The following is a 19,183-nucleotide window of genomic DNA, read 5'->3' as shown; positions in this document are numbered from 1 at the left end:
GAGCTCGTTCCCCGCCGCCAGTTTCCAGCACCCCCACCCCCCTCGACATGGCCCGCACATCTGAGACAGATGTGCTACGGGATCTGCAATCACCCTCGGTTCATTTATCGGGAGGGGGTTGTGGAATTATGCAGCGTCAAGTCGCCTCTCCTTGCGTAGGGTGGGTTCCCTCCTGGGGGACCCACCCCCAGAAAGCCGGTTGTGCCAGTAGGGTGCCCTTGGGAGTGCCGGCGAACAGTACCTCTCGACAGACCCCAGGGTGGGAGAGCTATATTTGACAGAGGCAACCAATCAGGGCAATAACCTATCAATCGGGGTGTGTGGATTCGACACGGCTGACTACCACCGGCACCAACAATGAACAGAATCAGGCAGCTGCTCGCACTTTTACCCTTTACAGCACTCATTCTCTCGCAACCGGCTCTCGCACAGCGGATTGTGCCGGCACAAGACCGCACCGGCACGACTGTCACGCCTACCGGCAACCAGTTCAGCATCACCGGCGGCTCCCTCTCTGGCGACGGTGCCAACCTCTTCCACAGCTTCCAGCAGTTTGGGCTCAGTGAGGGTCAAATTGCCAACTTTCTCTCCAGCCCCAATATCCGCAACATCCTCGGGCGGGTAGCCGGCGGCGAGCCCTCTGTCATCAATGGCTTAATTCGAGTCACCGGCGGCAACTCCAACCTCTACCTGATCAACCCCGCCGGCATCCTGTTTGGCCAAAACGCCCGCTTGGACGTGCCGGCGTCCTTTCTCGCCACTACCGCCACCGGCATTGGCTTTGGCTCAAATTGGTTTCACGCCGCTGGCGACAATAACTGCGCCGCCCTCACCGGCACCCCCACCGCCTTCGCGTTTCCCATAGCACAACCCGGCGCAATTGTCAACAATGGCGAACTAGCAGTTACAGCCGGCAACAGCTTATCCCTGATGGGCGGAACCGTTCTCAACACCGGCACCCTTTCCGCCCCAGGAGGCCATCTCACTCTTGCCGCCGTTCCCGGAGAGAGCCTTGTCCGCATCAGCCAGCCCGGACATTTGCTGGGCTTGGACATCCAAACCGCCAACCTGCCGGCCTTCCAAGCGTCCAACCCCCCCGCCTTCCAGCCCGCCAGCCTGCCCGCACTGCTTACCGGCGCTGGTGCCGGTCACGCCACAGCCGCACAAGTCAGCCGCGACGGCAGCGTTATTTTAACAGGTTCCGGCATTAAAGTGGAAGCGGGAGATGTCGCGATCGGAAATTCTCCGGCACCCGCGCCGCAAGTGGAAACCGGCACACTCACCCTGTCCGCTGCCAGAAATATTACCTTAGCAAACACTAATCTGAACGCCACCGGCACGGCGCAACTGCAGGCGGGGGATACAGTTCGGGTGCGCGACACTTGGGTGAGTGCCGGTGGCAATCTCGACATTCAAGGAACTGCCGGCATTGATTTATTGAGTGAGCTATCCTCATTTATATCAGCCGGCAGCAACCTGAATTTAATCAGCAATGGCGAGATTTATGCGGGGGCTCACTTGAGTGCCGGCGGCGATTTTTCCATTCGCAGCTTAGCAGGAGAATTGGGTAACTTCACCAGTCTCGACGGCTCCAGCATCAGCGCACAAGGAAAACTTACCTTTGGCAATTATACCGGCGGCTCACTCAGTCTCTATGCCGGCGACAGCATCAAAGCTGGGAATATCACCATCAATCCGTCAGAGCGCAACCTTCAGCCAAGTTTGAGTTTAATAGCCGGCGTTAATCCCACGGCGGGGAATCCCGCAACCGGCAGCATTGATACCGGCAGCATCACCCTCAGCAGTTCCGGGGGGTATGTCAGCCTCAGCGCTGCCGGCAATCTAAACACCGGCTCGATTGGTGCCGGTGGATCGAATGTTTCTCTCCGCAATGGCAGCAGTTTAGACACTTCCAGCGAGAAACTTGATGGGAGAAGCATCTTTATTTCCGCGAACGGTGATATCAAAACCGGCGATATTAACGCGGCAAATACCGGCGGACAAGGGGGCGTAATTACCATCCAAAGCTTATATGGAGGGATTTCCACGGGCACCGGCACCCTCAGCGCCGGCTCTGTAACCGGGGATGCCGGCTTAATCGATTTGAGAGCTGCTGGTAATATTAGCACAGGCAATTTAAACGCTGCAAGCGCCTCGGAAAAAAGCGGCAGCATCACCCTGTACAGCAGAGCGGGAGCGATAAATACCGGCAGCCTAAACGCCGGCTCCCAAACAGGCAGTGGCGGGGCGATTTCTCTCCACGCCACCTCTGGCAGCATTGCGGCGGGGAGTTTAAATGCCGCAAGCCTTTCGGGAAGCAGCGGAAACATTAACCTATATGCCGGTGGCAACATCGCGACAGGCGATGTGGCGGGAGGAGACATCAGTCTGGCTAGCCAAAGCGCCATCAATACCAGCGCCGGTTCTGTGGCGGCGTCTGGCAATATCACCTTGCACGCAGCCGGAGATATTGCGGCGGCTTCCGTGACATCCACTGGCGGAAATGTCAGGATGATTAGCAGCAGCGGCGGCATCAACACCGCTGCCGGTTCCGTACAGACAAATGGCGGCAAAATTACCCTGTACGCGGCGGGGAATGTAACCGCCGGCGATCTGGCGTCAGACGGCGGCGATATCGCGCTCGCCAGCAGCCAGGAATCTGTCAGTACAAGAGCCGGCAAAATCGACTCCTCCTCAGCGTCAGAAAATGGGGGCAATATCATCCTGCTAGCAAATAAGGAGATTGCGATTGCAGGAATCGACTCTCATTCGGGCACTGTCGCTATTTCCCCCAGAAACGCCCCACCAGCACCGGTTGCGCCGCCGGCACAACAGCCCCCACCGCCACCCACAGACGGTTCGGCAACCGCAACCCCATCGCCACCCGCACCGGAACCGCCGCCGGTGGTGGAGCCGCCACAGGTAGAATCGCTGGAACCCTCACCCGCACCGGAGCCACCGGCGGTGTTTTCCTCTTTTTCAGAGACGGTGGCTTACAACTCGCCGCCCCTAGCTGCCGCGCCCTATGAGCAGTGCTGGGCGGAGGTTCAGGCTGCCGGCATCCTCAAAAACTACGCAGCGGCGATTCAGTGCTTCCAAAAAAATGTGGCGGCTGCCGGCAAAGTCGGAAATTCCCAGTGGGAAGCTCAGGCGCTAAATAATCTGGGAGTGGCTTACTTTCAGGTGGGAGACTACGCCAAAGCCCTGGAGTCTCACCAGCAGCAGTTGGCGCTGGCGCAGAAATTGCAAAACACCTCAGCAAAGGGGCAGGCTCTCCTCGCTCTGGCAACAGTTTATAGCGCTCTGGGCAACTATGAAAAAGCGATTGAATACTACCAGCAGAGTTTGGACAGTGCGCCAGAAGCCGACGCCGCCCAGTGGAAAGGTGCAGCGCTGAGAAATCTGGGAATTGTCTATATTACCCTGGAAAAGTACGAGCAAGCGATTGAGTTCCTGCAGCAGGCTTTGGCGCTGGCGCAAAAGTCCGGTGACAGGCGCGGCGAGGGGCAAGCTTTGGGAAATCTGGGAATTGCTCACTTTTATTTGGGAGACTATCGCAAAGCAATTGAGTTCAGCGAGCGGCACTTAGCCGCGATGCGCCAAGTTGGCGACCGGCGGGGTGAGGCGCAGGCTTTGGGCAATTTGGGACTGGCTTACTACGCGCTCAAAGATTATCGAAAAGCGATTGATTTCCACCGGCAGCACTTGGCAATTGCCCGAAAAATCGGCGACAGCCCCGCTGAAGGGTACGCCTTGCAAAATCTCGGCGAGGCCCTGCATAAAAATGGCCAGTTGCAAGAGGCTGCCGAAACTTTACGCGCCGGGATTGATATTTTGGAATCTATCCGAGCGGGATTGGGCGAGGACGATCTGAATAAAGTCTCGATTTTTGACCGTCAGGTTAACGCCTACGCCGGACTGCAAGAAGTTCTCGTCGCGCAGGACAAAACTTCAGAAGCCCTGGAAATTGCTGAGCGGGGCAGGGCGAGGGCGTTTGTGGAGTTGCTGGCGAAGCGTGCCGGCATTCAGAACTCACAGAGCGCAACTGTTGCGCCACCCAACATCGAGCGCATTAAAGAAATCGCCAGAGCGCACAATTCCACCCTGGTTGCCTATTCGATTATTCAGAATCCTTTTGAGATTGAAGGGCGGCGGCAAAAGCTGGAATCGGATATTTATATTTGGGTGGTCAAGCCTGCCGGTGAGGTGGCGTTTCGCCGCGTCGAGCTGCAATCGCAAAGGTCAGCCACACAGGCAGTGTCTCTGGAAGCCCTCGTTGCCAGCAGCCGCGATTCTATCGGGGTCAGAGGCGTGAGCGTGGTTCCCAGAATTGGGAGGGTGGAGATTGGGAATCCGTCGCGCCAAACAAAAGACTTGCAGCGAATGTATCAGCTGCTTATCGAACCGATTGCGGATTTGCTGCCGGCTAATCCCAATGATCGCGTCACGTTTATCCCCCAAAATGAGCTGTTCCTGGTTCCGTTTGCCGCACTGCAAGACGCCGCTGGAAAATACTTGATTGAAAAACACACGATTCTCACGGCTCCTTCGATTCAGGTGCTGGATTTAACCCGCCGGCAAAACAGCAAGAGAGGCGGAGATGCACTGGTGGTGGGGAATCCGACGATGCCGAGCGTTCCGCTACAATCTGGAGCGCCGGCGCAACCGCTGTCACAGCTTCCCGGCGCTGAGCGCGAAGCTCTGGAAATTGCTAAGTTGCTCTCAACGGAAGCCCTCACCGGCAATCGCGCCACCAAGCAGGCTATTTTGCAGCGGCTCTCTCAAGCTAGAATTGTGCATCTAGCCACTCACGGGTTGCTGGATGATTTGGGTTCCGGTGTGCCGGGTGCCCTCGCTCTCGCCCCCACCGGCACGGATAGCGGTTTGCTGGGTGCCGGTGAGATTCTCGACCTGAAAATTAATGCCGATTTAGTTGTGCTCAGCGCTTGCAACACCGGCAAGGGGCGAATCACCGGCGATGGCGTTATCGGGCTGTCGCGCTCGTTTATTTCTGCCGGCACTTCCAGTGTGCTTGTCTCTTTGTGGTATGTGCCAGACGCCCCCACCGCTGAATTGATGACTGAATTTTACCGCCAGCTGCAGCTGACTTCTGATAAAGCTAAAGCCCTGCGCAACGCCATGCTCGCTACCATGAAACAGCACCCCGATCCCAGAGAATGGGCTGGCTTTACGCTGATTGGTAAAGCCGAGTAATATCCATTTTGGATTTTGGATTTTGGATTTTGGATTTTGGGAACGCCGTGAAAGGAGGCTCTGCCTCCTTAAGTAGCAACTTGGGTTACACTATTAATTTAAATTACTTTTTTATCATGTGTGCGTGCTGTCGAGTGGGGGGGCCGCACAGATAACTATTTAAGAGCTATTATCCGGATTTTTGTATGGCCAAAGCTTGTAAAAGCCGCTTTGGCGGAACAAGAGAGGTAGGAATTAATTTATATCCGGTAGAGTCGTTTATCTATATTGCCCGCGCCTGCCGCCGGCAGGACTTTTGCTACAATTGATGGGTTAACGGATTATAATATCCCTTTCAACGGAGGAAAAACCAAATGGGGCTGTTTGACCAAATTATGAGTGCCATCAACAATCCTAGCCAGGAGGGCAGTCCAAATCAGCTACAGAATATTCTCGGCACGGTACAGCAGCTGGGAAGTCAGTACGGCTTAGATCCAGGCACCGCGCAAACCGTTCTGTCAACGGTTGGCACCTATGTGCGCTCTGCGTTGCAGGAGCGGCGCGAGACAGCCGGTTTCGAGCAGGCGCAAGCGATTGTCAGTCAGTTTAGCGGCATGCTGCCCAACTATCAAGCTGTCGCAGCTTTACTTCCCCCTGAAATGCAAGCGCGGCTCGTTCAGGAAATAAACCAGCGGACAGGTTTGAATGTGGAGAGCATTCAAGAGATGCTGCCCATGCTGGTGCCGGTGGTGTTAAATTTCTTGAAAATGGGAGGGAACGCTCAAAATACCCAGCAAAGTGGAAATCCTGTGCTGAGTAGCTTCTTGGATGCGGATGGAGATGGGGATGTGGATATTGCGGACGCGATGCAGTTAGGCAATCGCTTTTTCAACCGCTCGGGAAGCTGAGCCAGCAAGGGAGAAAGCCGGTCAATTTGTGGCGTTGCAGTCAGACAAGATGATGTCACCAAAACCCCTATCTCTTACTCCCCCTCCCCGAAGCGCGGGGAGGGGGTTGGGGGGTGGGGTTCTTCATCCGGTGGAATATGCAACGCCCAATTTGTACTGACCGGCTAGCTCAACGCACAGCTCCTCTCGCTCATCCCTTAACCACGGCGACTGGTCGCAGTCGGGCTACCTTTCTGGCAATCCCCGCATTGCTGACCGCCTCCACAACTCGGCTGACATTTTTGTAAGCTTGGGGCGCTTCTTCCGCCAACCCAGACATCGAGCCGGCGCGGATGCGGATGCCCTCTTTCTCCAATTCTTTCCGCAAATTATCGCCCCGAACTTCCCGCTTTGCCTTAGCGCGACTCATCACCCGACCGGCACCGTGACAGCTCGATCCAAAAGAAAGCCGGTCGCTGGTTTCTGTTCCCAACAAAACCCAGCTTTCTGTTCCCATCGAACCGGGAACGAGTACCGGCTGTCCCAAATCGCGGTACTCCGCCGGCAGTTCAGCAAATCCGGGTCCGAAAGCTCGCGTCGCCCCCTTGCGGTGAACGCAAACCGTGACTTCTTCCCCATCAACGATGTGGTTTTCAATCTTTGCCATATTGTGGGCAATATCATACACCTGGCGCAGATTTCCATCTCTGGCTTTATCGCCAAACACTTCTTGAAAACTTTTCCGCGCGTGCCAAGCCAAGATTTGCCGGTTGGCGAAAGCGTAATTCGCTGCCGACTTCATCGCCGCCAAATACGCCTGCCCTTCCTCAGATTCAATCGGGGCGCAAACCAGCTCTCGGTCAGGCAGCTGAATGCCATAATTAATAACTGCCAGCTGGAAATCCTGAACGAAATCCGTGCAAATCTGGTGTCCGAAACCGCGAGAGCCGCAGTGAATCTGCAAAGCGAGACAGCCTGACCGCAAACCCATCACTTCCGCAGCTTCAGGGTGGAAAATTTCCTCGACCACATCCACTTCCACGAAGTGATTGCCGGCACCGAGGCTGCCGATTTGACCTTTTCCGCGATCTTTAGCCCGCTTGCTGGCGGAATCCGGATCTGCTCCTGACAAGCAGCCAAATTCCTCCGTGCGCTCCACATCCTCGTCAGTAGCGTACCCCTTGGCAAGCGCCCAGCGAGATCCTCGCTCGCACACTTCCTCTAATTCTTTGGCAGACAGCGAAAAACTGCCCTTCTCCCCCACACCGCTCGGACAGTTGCGGTAGAGAGCCGTTGCCAAATCATTCAGATAGGGTTTGGCGGTTTTGTAGCTAATTTCTGAGGCTAAAACTCGCACGCCGCAGTTGATATCATAACCGACTGCTCCCGGAGAGATAATCCCTCCCGGCACTCGCGATGCCATGACGCCGCCAATCGGCATGCCGTACCCCTGATGCACGTCGGGCATCACAACAACGCGCCCCACCAAACCTGGCAAACAGGCGACATTCACCGCTTGCTTTACCGATAAGTCTCCCAGGGCGTCTTCCAGGAGAGCCTCATCCGCAAAAATCCACACCGGCACTTTCATATCTGCCTGAAAGGATGTAGGAATTTCCCACAGGTTATCGTTTATTTTGCGAAAATCTTGTTTGTTAACCATGTCTCCGATTTTCTAGATGGGTTTGTGGGGTTCCCCCCTTTGGCCGTTCTCCCCGAAAGTATCTCACTCCTGCAACTATAGCGCACCAGACGGCAGGGTGTCGGCTCTGTTATTCTGCCCGGCACAGCCCGAGACGCCTCACACGTCTATTACTAATGTAGCTTCCAGACCGGCTTGTGTTGCCCGAATGGACAAGTCGTGATAGGTGACAGCCTTGATAAACTTCAGCCAGCTCCTGACCGGCGCTCCCGTCACCCGAACCTGGAAGCTCTGCCGGTCGAGATGCCCGATGTCAAACTGGTTGAACCCCAAACCCTCACTTTCGTGCAGGTAGAGCAGTTCATTCAGCCAAGCCACCAGCAGGCTTTCGCTATCCACCCCTCGCAGTTCCAGCTCTCGCACCACCACCGGCTCTGGCTCCAGATCCGCACCGGCGAGAGCGAAAAGCCCCAGCGCCGCTTGGATAAATAGCTCCTCCAAATTTTGCCCCCAAACTCGATAGGCCCAGTCCGCCGTGTGATCGATCTCCTCAAACCCCGCTTCCTTAAAAAAACCTGAAGTTTTCATAGAGTGGCTAGCAAATTGATTCTTTGATAAAAAAAGTGCTATTATAATAATAATAGAGCAACGCGATCGTTTAACCTGCAAAAAACGAGGCTAGAACTATGCTGGAAAATTTATCGAGAGATCCGCCGGGTCAAGCTGCCGCAGATGCCGGTGAAGAGATGGCCGATCCTTGGGCAGTGCCCAGCCCAGCGGTGAGGGCTAGCATTAGTAATTTTTGCAAATTGCCGGCAGAACCTCACCCCCTGATTGGCCCTGCAGGAAACCCAAACGCACTGCTGTTACCTCCATCCACAGCAGCCCCTGAACTGAGCGCGGGGCGGGTGCTGCTGCAAGACGAACTGAAGCTGAGGGCTTGGAATGCGGGGAGTCTGGCCGCGCAAATCGGGCAAGCCCTAGGGCTGCTGTGCTGGATGGGAATGGCAGCCCAGCGGAAACAGGGGCTGGAAACAGCCTTGAGCTGACTCGGGTTCAGCAGCCCCCTCAGGCAATGGAGGTGACATAACAAACATGCGATATCGAGATCGAACTGAAGCGGGGCGGCTGCTGGCTGAGCAGCTACAGGCTTATGCCAGCCGCCCGGAGGTGCTGGTGCTGGCGCTTCCCCGTGGCGGCGTGCCTGTTGCCTTTGAAGTCGCTCGCAGGCTAAATGCGCCACTGGATATCTGCCTGGTGAGGAAGCTGGGCGCACCCGGATACAAAGAATTGGCGATGGGAGCCATTGCTCCCGGCGGCGTGATGGTGCTCAATCAGAATGTGGTGGGAGAACTGAGAATTTCCAAAGAAAACATTGAGCGCGTCGCTGCAGAGGAGCAGCAGGAATTGGAGCGGCGCAACCGCACTTACCGAGGGGATCGCCCCGCTCCCGACATTCAAAATCGCACGGTGATTCTGGTGGATGACGGAATTGCCACCGGCTCAACTGTGCGCGCAGCTATTGCCACATTGCGACAGCAAAAGCCTGAGCGGGTTGTGGTGGCTGTGCCGGTGGCACCCCTCTCCACCTGCAACGAGTTGAAAGCCGAGGCGGACGAAATCGTGTGTCTGAGAGCGCTAGAGCCATTCCGCGCCATCAGTCTCTGGTACGGCGACTTCTCGCAAACCACCGACGATGAAGTCCGCTCCCTGCTGGCAAAGCAGTCATTCGTGACTAGCAATTAGCTATTCATTATTCAGTTTCCCCTCGTTCCCAGGCGGAGCCAGGGAACGAGCAAGGGAGGATCTGCCTCCAATTCTGGCGGCTTGTAAAATATAAATCTAGCACTAGCCACTTAGGTTAGGGCAGGCGAGACGCCTGCCCTACGTCAGGATCTCGTAGGATAGGCGTTTCTTTCTGAGGAGCGTGTGCGAACCTAAGTGAATATTGCAATTTTTGCCAAAACCGCAAGAATTGCCCTAATAAATGAGGTAAATTATGTTAGAAAAAGCAGAAATTATCGAAACGATGAAATCTACTTGGCGGCTGTACAGGGATTATGGCCGGTACGGAAACTATTGCGACAATATTACGGATGAGGGGGCTTACCGGCGGGCTCTGTGCGTCGAAGACCTGTACAGGGACTATCAAAAGCTTAAAGCTGAATTGAAAAGGGCAACAGGGGCAGTGACCTGTCCCAAATGCGGCCAGACAATCGCACCGGTGAAAGACGAATGTCCGGAATGCGGTGCCGGATTTATAACGCTTTGGAATCAAGAGTGGGACAGCGGCCAAAACTGAGCGGCGCAGGTCTTATGAAAGAGCCGGTAACGCTGGCATTCATTGGCGATGTCATGCGGGTGCCCAATATGACTCCGGCTAGAATGTCCTCACCTAAGTGAATACTGCTATAACGCCTGTGTTCCCCTCATACTTGGGGGAAGGCACAGGCGTTGCTCAAACCCTGAGTGGGGTGTCAATTGCTATGTCTGTGACTGTCGATCTCAAAAGGAACGATTACTTCACCACTTGGCCCATATAATCGCCCCACAGCTGCGCCGCTTGCCCGCTGCTGCCAGAAGTGGGGGAGTTGTCGTCATTGCCCAGCCAAATGCCGGTGACGATCTGCTGGTTGGGGAGATAGCCAACGAACCACAGGTCAACATTGTTGTTTGTGGTGCCGGTTTTGCCCGCCTCCCCCAGCCCCAAATAGGCGCTGCGAGCGGTGCCCGACTCCACGACACCCCGCAGCAGAGTGGTCATGGTATCTGCGACATAAGACTGGAGAACAGGCCGGCTAGCCGAGGTATCTTGGGCGTAGTCGTAAATCACCCGGCAGGTTTTAGGATCTTTGGGATTGCTGCAATCATTGCTGTCCAGAACCCGCTTGATGGCGTGGGGGCGGTTGGCCACACCGTTATTGGCCAGCACCGCAAACGCGCCGGTGAGTTCCAGCACGTTCACCTCGCTCTGACCGAGTACCAGCGCCGGCACGGGATTGAGCTTAGACTTGATGCCCATCCGTCTGGCCATCTTCACCACCCGCTCCAGGCCCACATCCTGAGCCACGCGCAGGGCGATCGGATTCTCCGATCTGGCAATGCCGGTGTACATATCTAAAGCTGAACTGCCCGACCGGCAGCCTTCAAAATATTGGCCGCCCCAGTCCACCGGGGCGCAGGAATAGGACTTTCCCGGCGGGATGTCCCTCTCAATCGCAGCGGTGTAGGCGAAGACTTTGAACGTCGATCCGGGCTGTCGCAAAGCGTCAGTGGCGCGGTTGAACTGACTTTCGCTGTAGTCAGTGCCGCCGAGGAGGGCGAGGATTTCGCCGGTGCTGCTGTCGAGGGTGACAATCGCACCTTGAGAAAATCTGTAACTGGCACCGGCATTCTTCACGGCATTGCGCAGCGACACCTCAGCCTGCTTTTGCATTTGCGGGTCGAGGCCGGTTTCCACAATAAAATTGCCCTCTCTAACCAGCTCCTTTCCCAGCAACACCTCCAGTTCGTCAAAGACATAACTGTAGAAATAGGGTGCGATCGTCTTGCTGAGGATTTCCTTAGCTTTGGGGTTAATTTCAATCCGCGACCGGCGGGCCCGGTCCGCCTCATCCTGAGTAATCATGCCCAGAGCCCGCATGCGGTAGATCACCCCATCGCGCTGCTTGACCGCCGCCTGATAGTCCTGAACCGGATTGAAACTGTTGGGTGCCGGCAAAATCCCCACCAGCGTCGCCGCCTCAGACAGGGTTAAATCCGCCGCTGACTTGCCGAAGTAAAACTGAGCCGCATCCTCAAACCCGTACAGGTCAAGGCTCAAGAAAACGCGGTTCATATAAGTGACTAGCAGGTCCTGTTTGCTGTAAGCCCACTCCAACTTCAGCGCCACCACCGCTTCCCGCACCTTGCGACCGGCAGAATCCTCAGTCCCGACAAAGTCTCGGAACAGACTTCTCGCCAGCTGCTGCGTGATCGTGCTCGCCCCTTCGCGGATGCCGCCGCCGCGAAGATTGGCCGTCACCGCCCGCAGCACCCCAACCGGATCGACACCCATGTGCCAGTAGAAGCGGCTGTCCTCAGAGGCGATCAGCGCCATTGGCAGGTAGCGGGAAAAGTCCGGCAGTCGCCGCAGCTCTCGGTGAGCGCTGTTGTAGCGAGGGCGCAGGGGAGTAGTGACATCGCGGGCGTACACCACCACCGGCCCGTTTGTCGAAGTCGGCAGGGGGCGCACCCGGAATTTTTGCCACTCCGCCAGAATCCACAGCGCCAGCAGGGCAGTGAGCCCGCCGGCACCGTAAAGGAGGTAGCGAACAGCCAGCAGGTACCAGGGCGGCGGATCGACAAACTTAACCTGCACGGAGGCGGCGAGTTCTGGCGGTCCGAGGGTGAGGACATCGCCGTGGCGCAGGGCCATAGACGCAATCCGCCGCTTGCCTTTATAAATGCCGTTAGTGGATTTCTCGTCTCTAATGATGAACGGCGCATTGGGACTGCGACTGTCCCGCGTCAGAGACAGGTGAGTCTGGCTGACGACTGGGTTGCGCACCACTATATCGGAGGATTTGGAACTGCGTCCGAGCAGGTATCGCTCTCCCAACAGCGGATATTTCTCTTGAGAGCCCGTACCGGCATCGAACACCCACAGTTCTGCCACCCTGGCATTGGGCTTGAGCGCCAGCTGCGCGAAATTCACGTTGGCGATCGTCTGCACCGCTTTGGTGATGGTGTTGAAGATCGTCCTGGGCTGTTGGGGGTTCGGCTGTTGAGGGGGCTGGGGTGAATTCATGCGCCAAATCCAGGTAGTTGTTCAAGTACGATATGGGCCAGTCTTGCCAAAATTGCACCCGGGATTGATGCCAGTCTGGCTGCAACTACACTTGGCCAAAGAGCTTTTCCTGAAACGCGCTGGCAAGTCATGGCAACAAAGCTGCCTGACTGCAGCATGTCTGCTGCTCCGATCGTAATCCGCCCGAGCGCCGGTGCGCCACAGCCGACAGTCGGGTTTCTTCCGCCTGCTCCGGATGCCGCACTTCCAGCTGCGCCATCTGTGCCGGATGAATCCCAGAAATCAGCCTGCGGCACATCTAATATCAGGTTCCGTTGAGTACCTATATTATCTCTGAGTCGGGGCACTGGGCATTGGGCATAATCGCATAATCGCGTGGGGCATAATCGCATGGGGCATAATCGCATGGGGCATAATCGCATTGGGCATAATCGCATAATCGCGTGGGGCACCTTCGCACTGCCAGTCCAAGAGCCCAGAGGCATCGTGACCGCCACTCCCATTCCTACATATAATTTGCTTCTTTCACCTTAATTCAAAATCCTCAGTTCTTTCCCACTCTAACTTTTTACATTTAACCGCATTTAATTGGAGTAAATTAAATGCCAAGAATCTCGCACCGGCATGTCTCGCCTCAACTTGTGGCCACTCGCTGCGCTGATTTCTGGCCCAACAGCCGTCACCCCTGCCGCTTCTCCCTTACTGCCGTCGCTTGGCTGCCGGCGCTTGCGAGAATGCCACGATCAGCAGGCAAATAATGCCCACATTGATAAAGACATCCGCCAAGTTAAACACCGGAAATCGGATCAGGCGAAAATCCAGAAAATCCACCACTTTCCCCTCAGCGAACCGGTCTATGCCATTTCCCAGCGCTCCCCCTAATATAAAGCCATACCCCGCCTGCTCCCAGCGATTGAAGTTGGGGCCAAACCACGCCCACGCCACCAGCAGCAAACTCACTCCCAGCGACAGCCAGCGCAGCCAACTCGCCCCCTCGCTAAACAGGCTAAACGCCGCGCCGGTGTTGGTGACATAAGTGAAGTGAAAGACATTTGGCCACAGGGGCCATGTCTCCGTCAGCCGAAAATTTTGCACGACCCAGTATTTGGTCAGCCGGTCTAGAATCAGGCTGGCTGTGGCAGCCACCCAGAAGAGGCGATTTTTAATGCGCATTCGCATCAAGAGTTTCTCTTTTTTCATTTAGTCTTTTGCATCTCACGTTTGGCTCATTTCCCCTGGAAACGACCCCTCACTGCCCCACAGCTTATTACAGGCGAGTTTTTCCCTCATTTCCCTTCCAGGCAGTCGCTTCGGAACTGCGCACACCGCCAAAGATAAAAATTCTGCGCCCCTACTAGGCCCGCCGATTGGCCTAAAGCCCAACTGCAAACATTGTCTCCTAGTAGCCCCCGCCATAAATGCGCGACAGCTTATTCCATTATAATCCAAACTCTCATCCTGACTCTCTTTTCGCCAGAGTTAACATTTTTCTCTTTAAAACAGCCGTAAATTCCTATCAAAAGGTGTGCCCGGTTGTGGCAGCGAGTTCAAGCATAAAACCTTAACTGGGGCAGCTAATAGACCGCGACAGCGCAATCCAGCACTTAATAAAACATCAGCAGGCGCAGGACAAACGCCAGGACGGTGACAGCGCAGACCACCGCCAGCTGGCTCGGCATTGGATCGAGCGAATAGGTGACGGCAGCCGGCAGCAGCAAGTCTTCGTTAAACGAGAATTTCAGCGCCAGAGCGCTCAAGCCGGCCAGATGAATCACCAGCAAGCCAGCCATGCAGCTTAAGGCGAGAAACTCCAGCCGGCGGGGGGTTTGAAAAGCCAGCCAGCCGCACACCCAGGCTCCTGGAACAAAGCCCAGCAAATAGCCAAACGCCGGCTTGGCCAGATAGCCGAAACCGCCACCGTCAGTAAACACCTGCATGCCTGCCAGCCCCAGTGCCAGGTAGGCAATTTGGGAGAGGGCACCGGCATTTTTGCCCCCCATACAGCCGGTGAGCAGCACCGCGCCAATTTGAAAGGTGACGCCCAGGGATTGAGTGTGAATCCCCGAAGGCCACCAATCCCAGAACGGGCTGGCGATAGAGGCTTTGAGAAACGTGCAGCCAACAGTCAGCAGCAAGCCAATCACAGCCCACAGCAATTCCAGCGTCGGAGATAGGTGGATTGGGGATTTGGGGTTTTCCCCCCTGACAGAACTGCTCACGGGCGGTGTCTTTCTGGACTTTGAACCCATCGAAACTGATACATTTACGCGACATTATTCGAGGTATTCCCGAAAAATGCAACGATAGCACTATCCCCGGTAAAAGTGATAGAGGCGGTATCCCGCAAAGCTTTCAAGAAAATCTCATGCATCACCATTCTAGTCTCGTGAAGCGCGTAAATCCGCAACTGGGATACGCAGGTGAGACGCCTTTGAACCACCCAATCGGGTGCTGACATAGCCGTTCTTCATCATCGCTCTGACTGTTTTAGATATGATTTTTCGTTTGGCCTTGGCAACCGTATCGGAAGTCAAGAGAGGCTGACAGAAAATCAAGCACTAACTGAAGTCGCGACTCACCTGTTCGGCTCTGACTGATGGGCTATGTCAATTTTGAACTCTGTTTGTATTGTATCACGTTCTGTAGGATTGCGCAAGAAATTCAAGACTAAATTTTACCTCTCAAATTTCAAAGCTGGCGGGCGCGCAGCTGTCCGGGAACCGGCGCTTCTCCACCCTGGAGTCCCAGTGATTCTAACATCGTGCGGTCCTGTTCTGGCGGTTGGCCCAAAGTTGTCAGGTAGTGGCCCACCAGCATGGCATTGATCCCGGCTTTCAGCCCCAGAGCTTGCAGCTCGCCCATCACCGCTTCCCGCCCGCCGGCGTAGCGGATAATCTGTTCTGGCAAAATTAGCCGAAAAATGGCAATTGCCTTGAGCGCCTCATAGGGGTCAAGTTTGGGGCGGTCCTGCAAAGGCGTGCCGGTGCGGGGGTTGAGCAGGTTGAGCGGAACCGATTCCACTTCCAGCTCTCGCAGCGCCAGGGCCAAATCCACGCGGTCCTCCCAAGTTTCCCCCATTCCCAGAATGCCGCCGGTGCAAGCTTGAATCCCCGCCGCCTTCAGATTCCGAACCGTCTCGGCACGATCTTGCCAGCTGTGCGTCGTCGCCACATTCGGGAAAAAATTCTCTGACGTCTCCAGATTGTGGTTGTAGCGCGTCACACCGGCATCTCGAAGCGCTTGCGCCTGTGCCGGCGTCACCTCCCCGAGAGCGCAGCAAGGCTTGATACTCGTTTCCGCGACAAGAAGGCGCACTGTTTCCAGAATCCGCTCAAACTCAGCGGATTTCGGACTGCTGTACTTAATTCCCCGTCCTTGCGACACCAAGCAAAACCGGCGAGCCCCCGCCGCCTCAGCCGCCTTAGCCTGAGCCAGAATCTCCTCAGTCGATTTCAGCCCGTACACAGGCGAATCGATGCCCGGATGGTGAGCCGACTGAGAGCAGAAGCCGCAATTTTCCGAGCAATTGCCCGACTTGACATTAACAATCGAGCACAAATCCACCGTATTGCCGCAACAAGCTTGCCGCACCCGGTCAGCGGCTTCGCACAGCAGCAAAATATTCTCCTGACCCTCTATCTGGGTGAGTGCGAGCGCTTCCTCTCGCTCAATGCGGTAGCCGCTGACAATCCGGTCAGCCAGCGACAGCAGCCACCGGAGCAGCTGCTCAGGAGAACAGGCGACCGGCGCGACGCCAAGATCCGGAAAATCAGCGCACCCTGCGGGAGAGCCACACCGCTCCGAAGGGGAGCTTGCGCCTGCCGGCGGATGGGAGGAAGTTGATAGCGGTGCTTGAACCACGTTTTGCCCTTTGATACAGTGACTGAATTGCTGGCATTTTATCATTTAGAATAGAAAGTTTAGCCACCGGCACCCCTCTCGACCGCCGTCCCGTGCCGCCCACCCTATCCGCCCACCAAAAACCTTTTCACCGGCACTTCCTGCAGGGACTTCTCCACCCCCCCAGAGCCGGCCCTAAAAGCTGCCTAAAAATACCGCCAAGCGTGAGAGCCGGCAAAAGCTCCCGCCGCACGCCCTCTCTCCAATCCGGTCAATTCCCCCCATTACCTTTTCCATCCTCTTCCTCTTCTCTCTTTTTTCTTGGCGTTCTTGGCGTCTTGGCGGTTCATTAAAACAATAAATCAATCAGACGGAATAATCCCGATCCTCTCTCCAGAACGCTCCAGAAAGGGTGGGGATTGGCCCCAGCTGATCTCGCCCCGCAGCCAGATGCAGCCTTAATCTGCCCTTAACTCAGGAGAGAGCGGCAGCCGGTATGATTGATAGGCAGCCCCTCTATAAGTGGCCACTCATCCCACGGATAGCAAAATGGGCTGCAGAGTTGATTTGCGATCATCATGAATTCAGTCACGAGAGACTCTCAGAAAGCCCTCCAGTCCCAATCCAGATTGAGGCGGGTGCTCGATGGGGGGTTTATTCGGCTCACCCAGGTGTTTGCGCTGGCGGTGGCCGGCATCTTAATCTGGATGACGGTGCAGGTGGCGATCCAGGCTTCCCCTGCCATTCAAGAATTTGGTGCCAATTTCATTTCCAGCAGCAGCTGGAACCCTGTCAGAGACGAGTACGGGGCGCTCCCCCAGATATACGGTACAGTGGTCAGCTCCCTGATTGCCCTGCTTCTGGCGGTGCCGGTGGGGGTGGGGGTGGCCATCTTCCTGAGCGAAGACTTTTTGCCCCCACGGATCAACGCTGTGCTGGTGCTGCTGGTCGAGCTGCTAGCCTCCATTCCCAGCGTCGTCTACGGACTTTGGGGCATTTTTGTCCTGATTCCGCTGTTAAAGCCGGTGGGGGGGTGGCTCAATGAGTCTGCCGGCTGGCTGCCGATTTTTAGCACGCCGCTGCGAGGTCCGGGGATGCTGCCGGCAGCGGTGGTTCTGGCAGTGATGGTCCTGCCGACGATTGCCGCTATCTCGCGGGATGCGCTGATTTCCCTGCCTCCGGACCTGCGGCAAGCCTCATACGGCTTAGGCGCAACCCGCTGGGAGACAATTTTCCAGATTTTACTGCCGGCTGCCTTTTCTGGTATTGTGGGTGCAATCATGCTAGCCCTGGGGCGAGCCTTGGGCGAAACGATGGCGGTGACCATGTTGATTGGCAACGCCAACAGTATTAACCTCTCTATTTTGGCTCCCTCCAACACCATCGCTTCTCTGCTGGCGAATCAATTTGCCGAGGCGAGCGGTTTGCAAGTCTCTGCGCTGATGTACGCGGCTTTAATTTTGTTTGCCCTGACGCTGCTGATCAATATCCTGGCTCAGTTGCTGATTCAGCGAGTCCAGCGGATTTAGCGGCCAGCTGGAAAGCTGTCTGCTGTTACTTATCACAAGCTATGAATAGCTCCCAAAATACGACCTCTTCTGGGTCTGCTGTCAGCGGTTTAACCCGCTCTCCCACCTCTCCCCGAACTCTTTTCGGGATAGTGATGACCGGCTTGTGCTATCTGTGCGCGGCTCTTGCCCTGCTGCCTTTGCTGGCGGTACTGTCCTACGTCACTATCCAGGGCTTGAGCCGGTTCAGCCCCAGTTTGTTTCTGGAACTTCCGCCGCCGCCGATGGTGCCAGGAGGCGGTTTTGGCAATGCGATTGTTGGCACTCTGATCGTGGTGGGAATTGCCACACTGCTTAGCGTTCCCTTTGGCATTATGGCGGCGGTGTATTTGAACGAGTTCGCCTCGGACACTCAACTGGCCTACTGGATTCGCTTCGCCACTAATGTCCTCAGTGGGGTGCCCTCAATTATTGTGGGGGTATTTGCTTATGGGGTTGTGGTGCTGGCTACCGGCACCTTTTCCGCATGGGCTGGGGGGTTTGCCCTGTCGATTTTGATGCTGCCGATTATTGTGCGAGCCACAGAGGAATCGCTGAAGTTAGTCCCGGCAGAGATCCGGCAAGCCGCTCTGGGCATTGGATCTACCAATTTTCAGATGGTGGCGTTCGTGGTGCTGCCGGCAGCAATGCCGGCGATTGTCACCGGCACGACTTTGGCAATCGCTCGCGCGGCTGGAGAAACCGCACCCCTGCTGTTTACGGCGCTGTTCGCGCAATTTTGGCCGGCTTCTCTGTCCGCGCCCACGCCTTCTCTGGCAGTTTTGGTGTATAATTTCGCCACTTCTCCGTTTAAAAATCAGCAGGAGCTAGCCTGGGCGGCTTCCCTAGTCCTGGTGTTCCTGGTCCTGATTACCAGTGCGGTTGCCCGCTGGGCAACGGCTCGCAAAGTTTATTGATGAAGCGTTAAGTTTGGTGAGGAAAAATTAAGCTGGCAGGGGGCAGATTTTAATATCTCAGGAGCGGCAGATAATGCAATAATGGATACAGCCAGAGGTTAGCTGATATGCTAGCTCGGTGTGAGGCTATCCTGTTCAGGAGAATTTACTTCGGAGAGTCTCAAGCAGGAAAGATTTTCAACTGCTACTGCCGGCGGATGGGATTCCCGCTCCCACCGGCACTCGACAGAACACTTTCCTCTGTAAATCGCTGCAACAGCTAGCCGCCATGTTTTGAGACTGACTGGCATCACCCCCTGGCAAGGAGCGAGCCCGCTCCAGACTGCAGGGCGGGTGCCGGTTTCAACTGAAAGGCGCGAATGCAACTA

The 19,183-nt window shown here is 55.9% G+C and carries 17 protein-coding genes; 8 read left to right on the top strand and 9 right to left on the bottom strand.

Annotated elements, in window-relative coordinates:
* Nucleotides 1–357 precede the first annotated feature (357 nt).
* A complete protein-coding gene (locus tag OSC10802_RS44940; RefSeq protein ID WP_052334339.1) occupies nt 358–5,214 on the top strand; it encodes a CHAT domain-containing protein in 4,857 nt (1,618 codons plus the stop codon).
* 353 nt (nt 5,215–5,567) lie between these two features.
* Nucleotides 5,568–6,101, top strand: a complete 534-nt coding sequence (locus OSC10802_RS0128915; protein WP_017720267.1) for a DUF937 domain-containing protein — start codon at nt 5,568–5,570, stop codon at nt 6,099–6,101.
* Between the two features lie 190 nt (nt 6,102–6,291).
* Here the strand turns inward: OSC10802_RS0128915 and OSC10802_RS0128910 are convergent, their stop codons facing one another.
* Together OSC10802_RS0128910 and OSC10802_RS0128905 are read right to left on the bottom strand one after the other, a co-directional pair.
* Nucleotides 6,292–7,743 carry an RtcB family protein gene (locus OSC10802_RS0128910; RefSeq protein WP_017720266.1) on the bottom strand — a complete coding sequence of 484 codons (1,452 nt, stop codon included), beginning with the start codon at nt 7,741–7,743 and terminating at the stop codon, nt 6,292–6,294.
* A gap of 138 nt (nt 7,744–7,881) precedes the next feature.
* Nucleotides 7,882–8,310 (bottom strand): archease, encoded by a 429-nt coding sequence (locus OSC10802_RS0128905; protein ID WP_017720265.1) that lies wholly within the window; start codon nt 8,308–8,310, stop codon nt 7,882–7,884.
* A 98-nt stretch (nt 8,311–8,408) separates the two neighbouring features.
* On the opposite strand from OSC10802_RS0128905, the gene OSC10802_RS42305 reads away from it, so the two are divergent.
* The 4 genes from OSC10802_RS42305 (at nt 8,409) to OSC10802_RS51445 (ending at nt 10,265) form a co-directional block, all read left to right on the top strand.
* Nucleotides 8,409–8,771: a hypothetical protein gene (locus OSC10802_RS42305; protein ID WP_017720264.1), complete on the top strand. Its 363-nt coding sequence runs from the start codon at nt 8,409–8,411 to the stop codon at nt 8,769–8,771.
* Between the two features lie 46 nt (nt 8,772–8,817).
* Nucleotides 8,818–9,468 (top strand): phosphoribosyltransferase, encoded by a 651-nt coding sequence (locus OSC10802_RS0128895; protein WP_017720263.1) that lies wholly within the window; start codon nt 8,818–8,820, stop codon nt 9,466–9,468.
* A gap of 253 nt (nt 9,469–9,721) precedes the next feature.
* Entirely contained in the window at nt 9,722–10,024 is a 303-nt protein-coding gene (locus OSC10802_RS0128890; RefSeq protein WP_017720262.1) for a hypothetical protein, read from the top strand.
* A 97-nt stretch (nt 10,025–10,121) separates the two neighbouring features.
* The gene (locus OSC10802_RS51445; RefSeq protein ID WP_155968540.1) at nt 10,122–10,265 is read left to right on the top strand and encodes a hypothetical protein; all 144 of its coding nucleotides are present in this window, start codon (nt 10,122–10,124) and stop codon (nt 10,263–10,265) included.
* Here OSC10802_RS51445 and OSC10802_RS0128885 read toward each other — a convergent pair.
* The 6 genes from OSC10802_RS0128885 to bioB form a co-directional block, all read right to left on the bottom strand.
* The gene (locus OSC10802_RS0128885) at nt 10,241–12,511 is read right to left on the bottom strand and encodes a transglycosylase domain-containing protein (protein ID WP_017720261.1); all 2,271 of its coding nucleotides are present in this window, start codon (nt 12,509–12,511) and stop codon (nt 10,241–10,243) included. The two genes, OSC10802_RS51445 and OSC10802_RS0128885, sit on opposite strands and share 25 nt — an antisense overlap.
* A 127-nt stretch (nt 12,512–12,638) precedes the next feature.
* Nucleotides 12,639–12,809, bottom strand: coding sequence for a hypothetical protein (locus OSC10802_RS51440; RefSeq protein ID WP_017720260.1), 171 nt, complete (start codon nt 12,807–12,809; stop codon nt 12,639–12,641).
* A gap of 401 nt (nt 12,810–13,210) precedes the next feature.
* Nucleotides 13,211–13,711 carry a signal peptidase II gene (lspA, locus tag OSC10802_RS0128875; RefSeq protein ID WP_017720259.1) on the bottom strand — a complete coding sequence of 167 codons (501 nt, stop codon included), beginning with the start codon at nt 13,709–13,711 and terminating at the stop codon, nt 13,211–13,213.
* A gap of 404 nt (nt 13,712–14,115) precedes the next feature.
* Nucleotides 14,116–14,730: a biotin transporter BioY gene (locus OSC10802_RS0128870; RefSeq protein ID WP_017720258.1), complete on the bottom strand. Its 615-nt coding sequence runs from the start codon at nt 14,728–14,730 to the stop codon at nt 14,116–14,118.
* A gap of 44 nt (nt 14,731–14,774) precedes the next feature.
* Nucleotides 14,775–14,969 carry a hypothetical protein gene (locus OSC10802_RS55005; protein WP_044170220.1) on the bottom strand — a complete coding sequence of 65 codons (195 nt, stop codon included), beginning with the start codon at nt 14,967–14,969 and terminating at the stop codon, nt 14,775–14,777.
* 230 nt (nt 14,970–15,199) lie between these two features.
* Nucleotides 15,200–16,417, bottom strand: a complete 1,218-nt coding sequence (gene bioB / locus OSC10802_RS0128860; RefSeq protein ID WP_017720257.1) for a biotin synthase BioB — start codon at nt 16,415–16,417, stop codon at nt 15,200–15,202.
* 512 nt (nt 16,418–16,929) lie between these two features.
* Here bioB and pstC point away from each other — a divergent pair.
* Both pstC and pstA read left to right on the top strand, forming a co-directional pair.
* A complete protein-coding gene (gene pstC / locus OSC10802_RS0128855) occupies nt 16,930–17,880 on the top strand; it encodes a phosphate ABC transporter permease subunit PstC (protein WP_017720256.1) in 951 nt (316 codons plus the stop codon).
* A gap of 41 nt (nt 17,881–17,921) precedes the next feature.
* A complete protein-coding gene (gene pstA / locus OSC10802_RS0128850; RefSeq protein ID WP_017720255.1) occupies nt 17,922–18,815 on the top strand; it encodes a phosphate ABC transporter permease PstA in 894 nt (297 codons plus the stop codon).
* Nucleotides 18,816–18,925: 110 nt separating this feature from the next.
* Here the strand turns inward: pstA and OSC10802_RS51435 are convergent, their stop codons facing one another.
* Nucleotides 18,926–19,180 (bottom strand): hypothetical protein, encoded by a 255-nt coding sequence (locus OSC10802_RS51435; protein WP_155968538.1) that lies wholly within the window; start codon nt 19,178–19,180, stop codon nt 18,926–18,928.
* Between the last annotated feature and the right edge of the window lie 3 nt (nt 19,181–19,183).

This window comes from Kamptonema formosum PCC 10802, from assembly GCF_000332335.1.
GTDB lineage: Bacteria > Cyanobacteriota > Cyanobacteriia > Cyanobacteriales > Oscillatoriaceae > Oscillatoria.
This window is presented reverse-complemented; position numbering and strand designations above follow the sequence as displayed.

Bases quoted from the DNA above. Each gene is read 5' to 3' on its own strand.
- OSC10802_RS44940 (WP_052334339.1), top strand. From the start codon at position 358: ATGAACAGAATCAGGCAGCTGCTCGCACTTTTACCCTTTACAGCACTC.
- OSC10802_RS0128915 (WP_017720267.1), top strand. From the start codon at position 5,568: ATGGGGCTGTTTGACCAAATTATGAGTGCCATCAACAATCCTAGCCAG.
- OSC10802_RS0128910 (WP_017720266.1), bottom strand. From the start codon at position 7,743: ATGGTTAACAAACAAGATTTTCGCAAAATAAACGATAACCTGTGGGAA.
- OSC10802_RS0128905 (WP_017720265.1), bottom strand. From the start codon at position 8,310: ATGAAAACTTCAGGTTTTTTTAAGGAAGCGGGGTTTGAGGAGATCGAT.
- OSC10802_RS42305 (WP_017720264.1), top strand. From the start codon at position 8,409: ATGCTGGAAAATTTATCGAGAGATCCGCCGGGTCAAGCTGCCGCAGAT.
- OSC10802_RS0128895 (WP_017720263.1), top strand. From the start codon at position 8,818: ATGCGATATCGAGATCGAACTGAAGCGGGGCGGCTGCTGGCTGAGCAG.
- OSC10802_RS0128890 (WP_017720262.1), top strand. From the start codon at position 9,722: ATGTTAGAAAAAGCAGAAATTATCGAAACGATGAAATCTACTTGGCGG.
- OSC10802_RS0128885 (WP_017720261.1), bottom strand. From the start codon at position 12,511: ATGAATTCACCCCAGCCCCCTCAACAGCCGAACCCCCAACAGCCCAGG.
- OSC10802_RS51440 (WP_017720260.1), bottom strand. From the start codon at position 12,809: ATGTGCCGCAGGCTGATTTCTGGGATTCATCCGGCACAGATGGCGCAG.
- lspA (WP_017720259.1), bottom strand. From the start codon at position 13,711: ATGAAAAAAGAGAAACTCTTGATGCGAATGCGCATTAAAAATCGCCTC.
- OSC10802_RS55005 (WP_044170220.1), bottom strand. From the start codon at position 14,969: ATGTCAGCACCCGATTGGGTGGTTCAAAGGCGTCTCACCTGCGTATCC.
- bioB (WP_017720257.1), bottom strand. From the start codon at position 16,417: ATGATAAAATGCCAGCAATTCAGTCACTGTATCAAAGGGCAAAACGTG.
- pstC (WP_017720256.1), top strand. From the start codon at position 16,930: ATGAATTCAGTCACGAGAGACTCTCAGAAAGCCCTCCAGTCCCAATCC.
- pstA (WP_017720255.1), top strand. From the start codon at position 17,922: ATGAATAGCTCCCAAAATACGACCTCTTCTGGGTCTGCTGTCAGCGGT.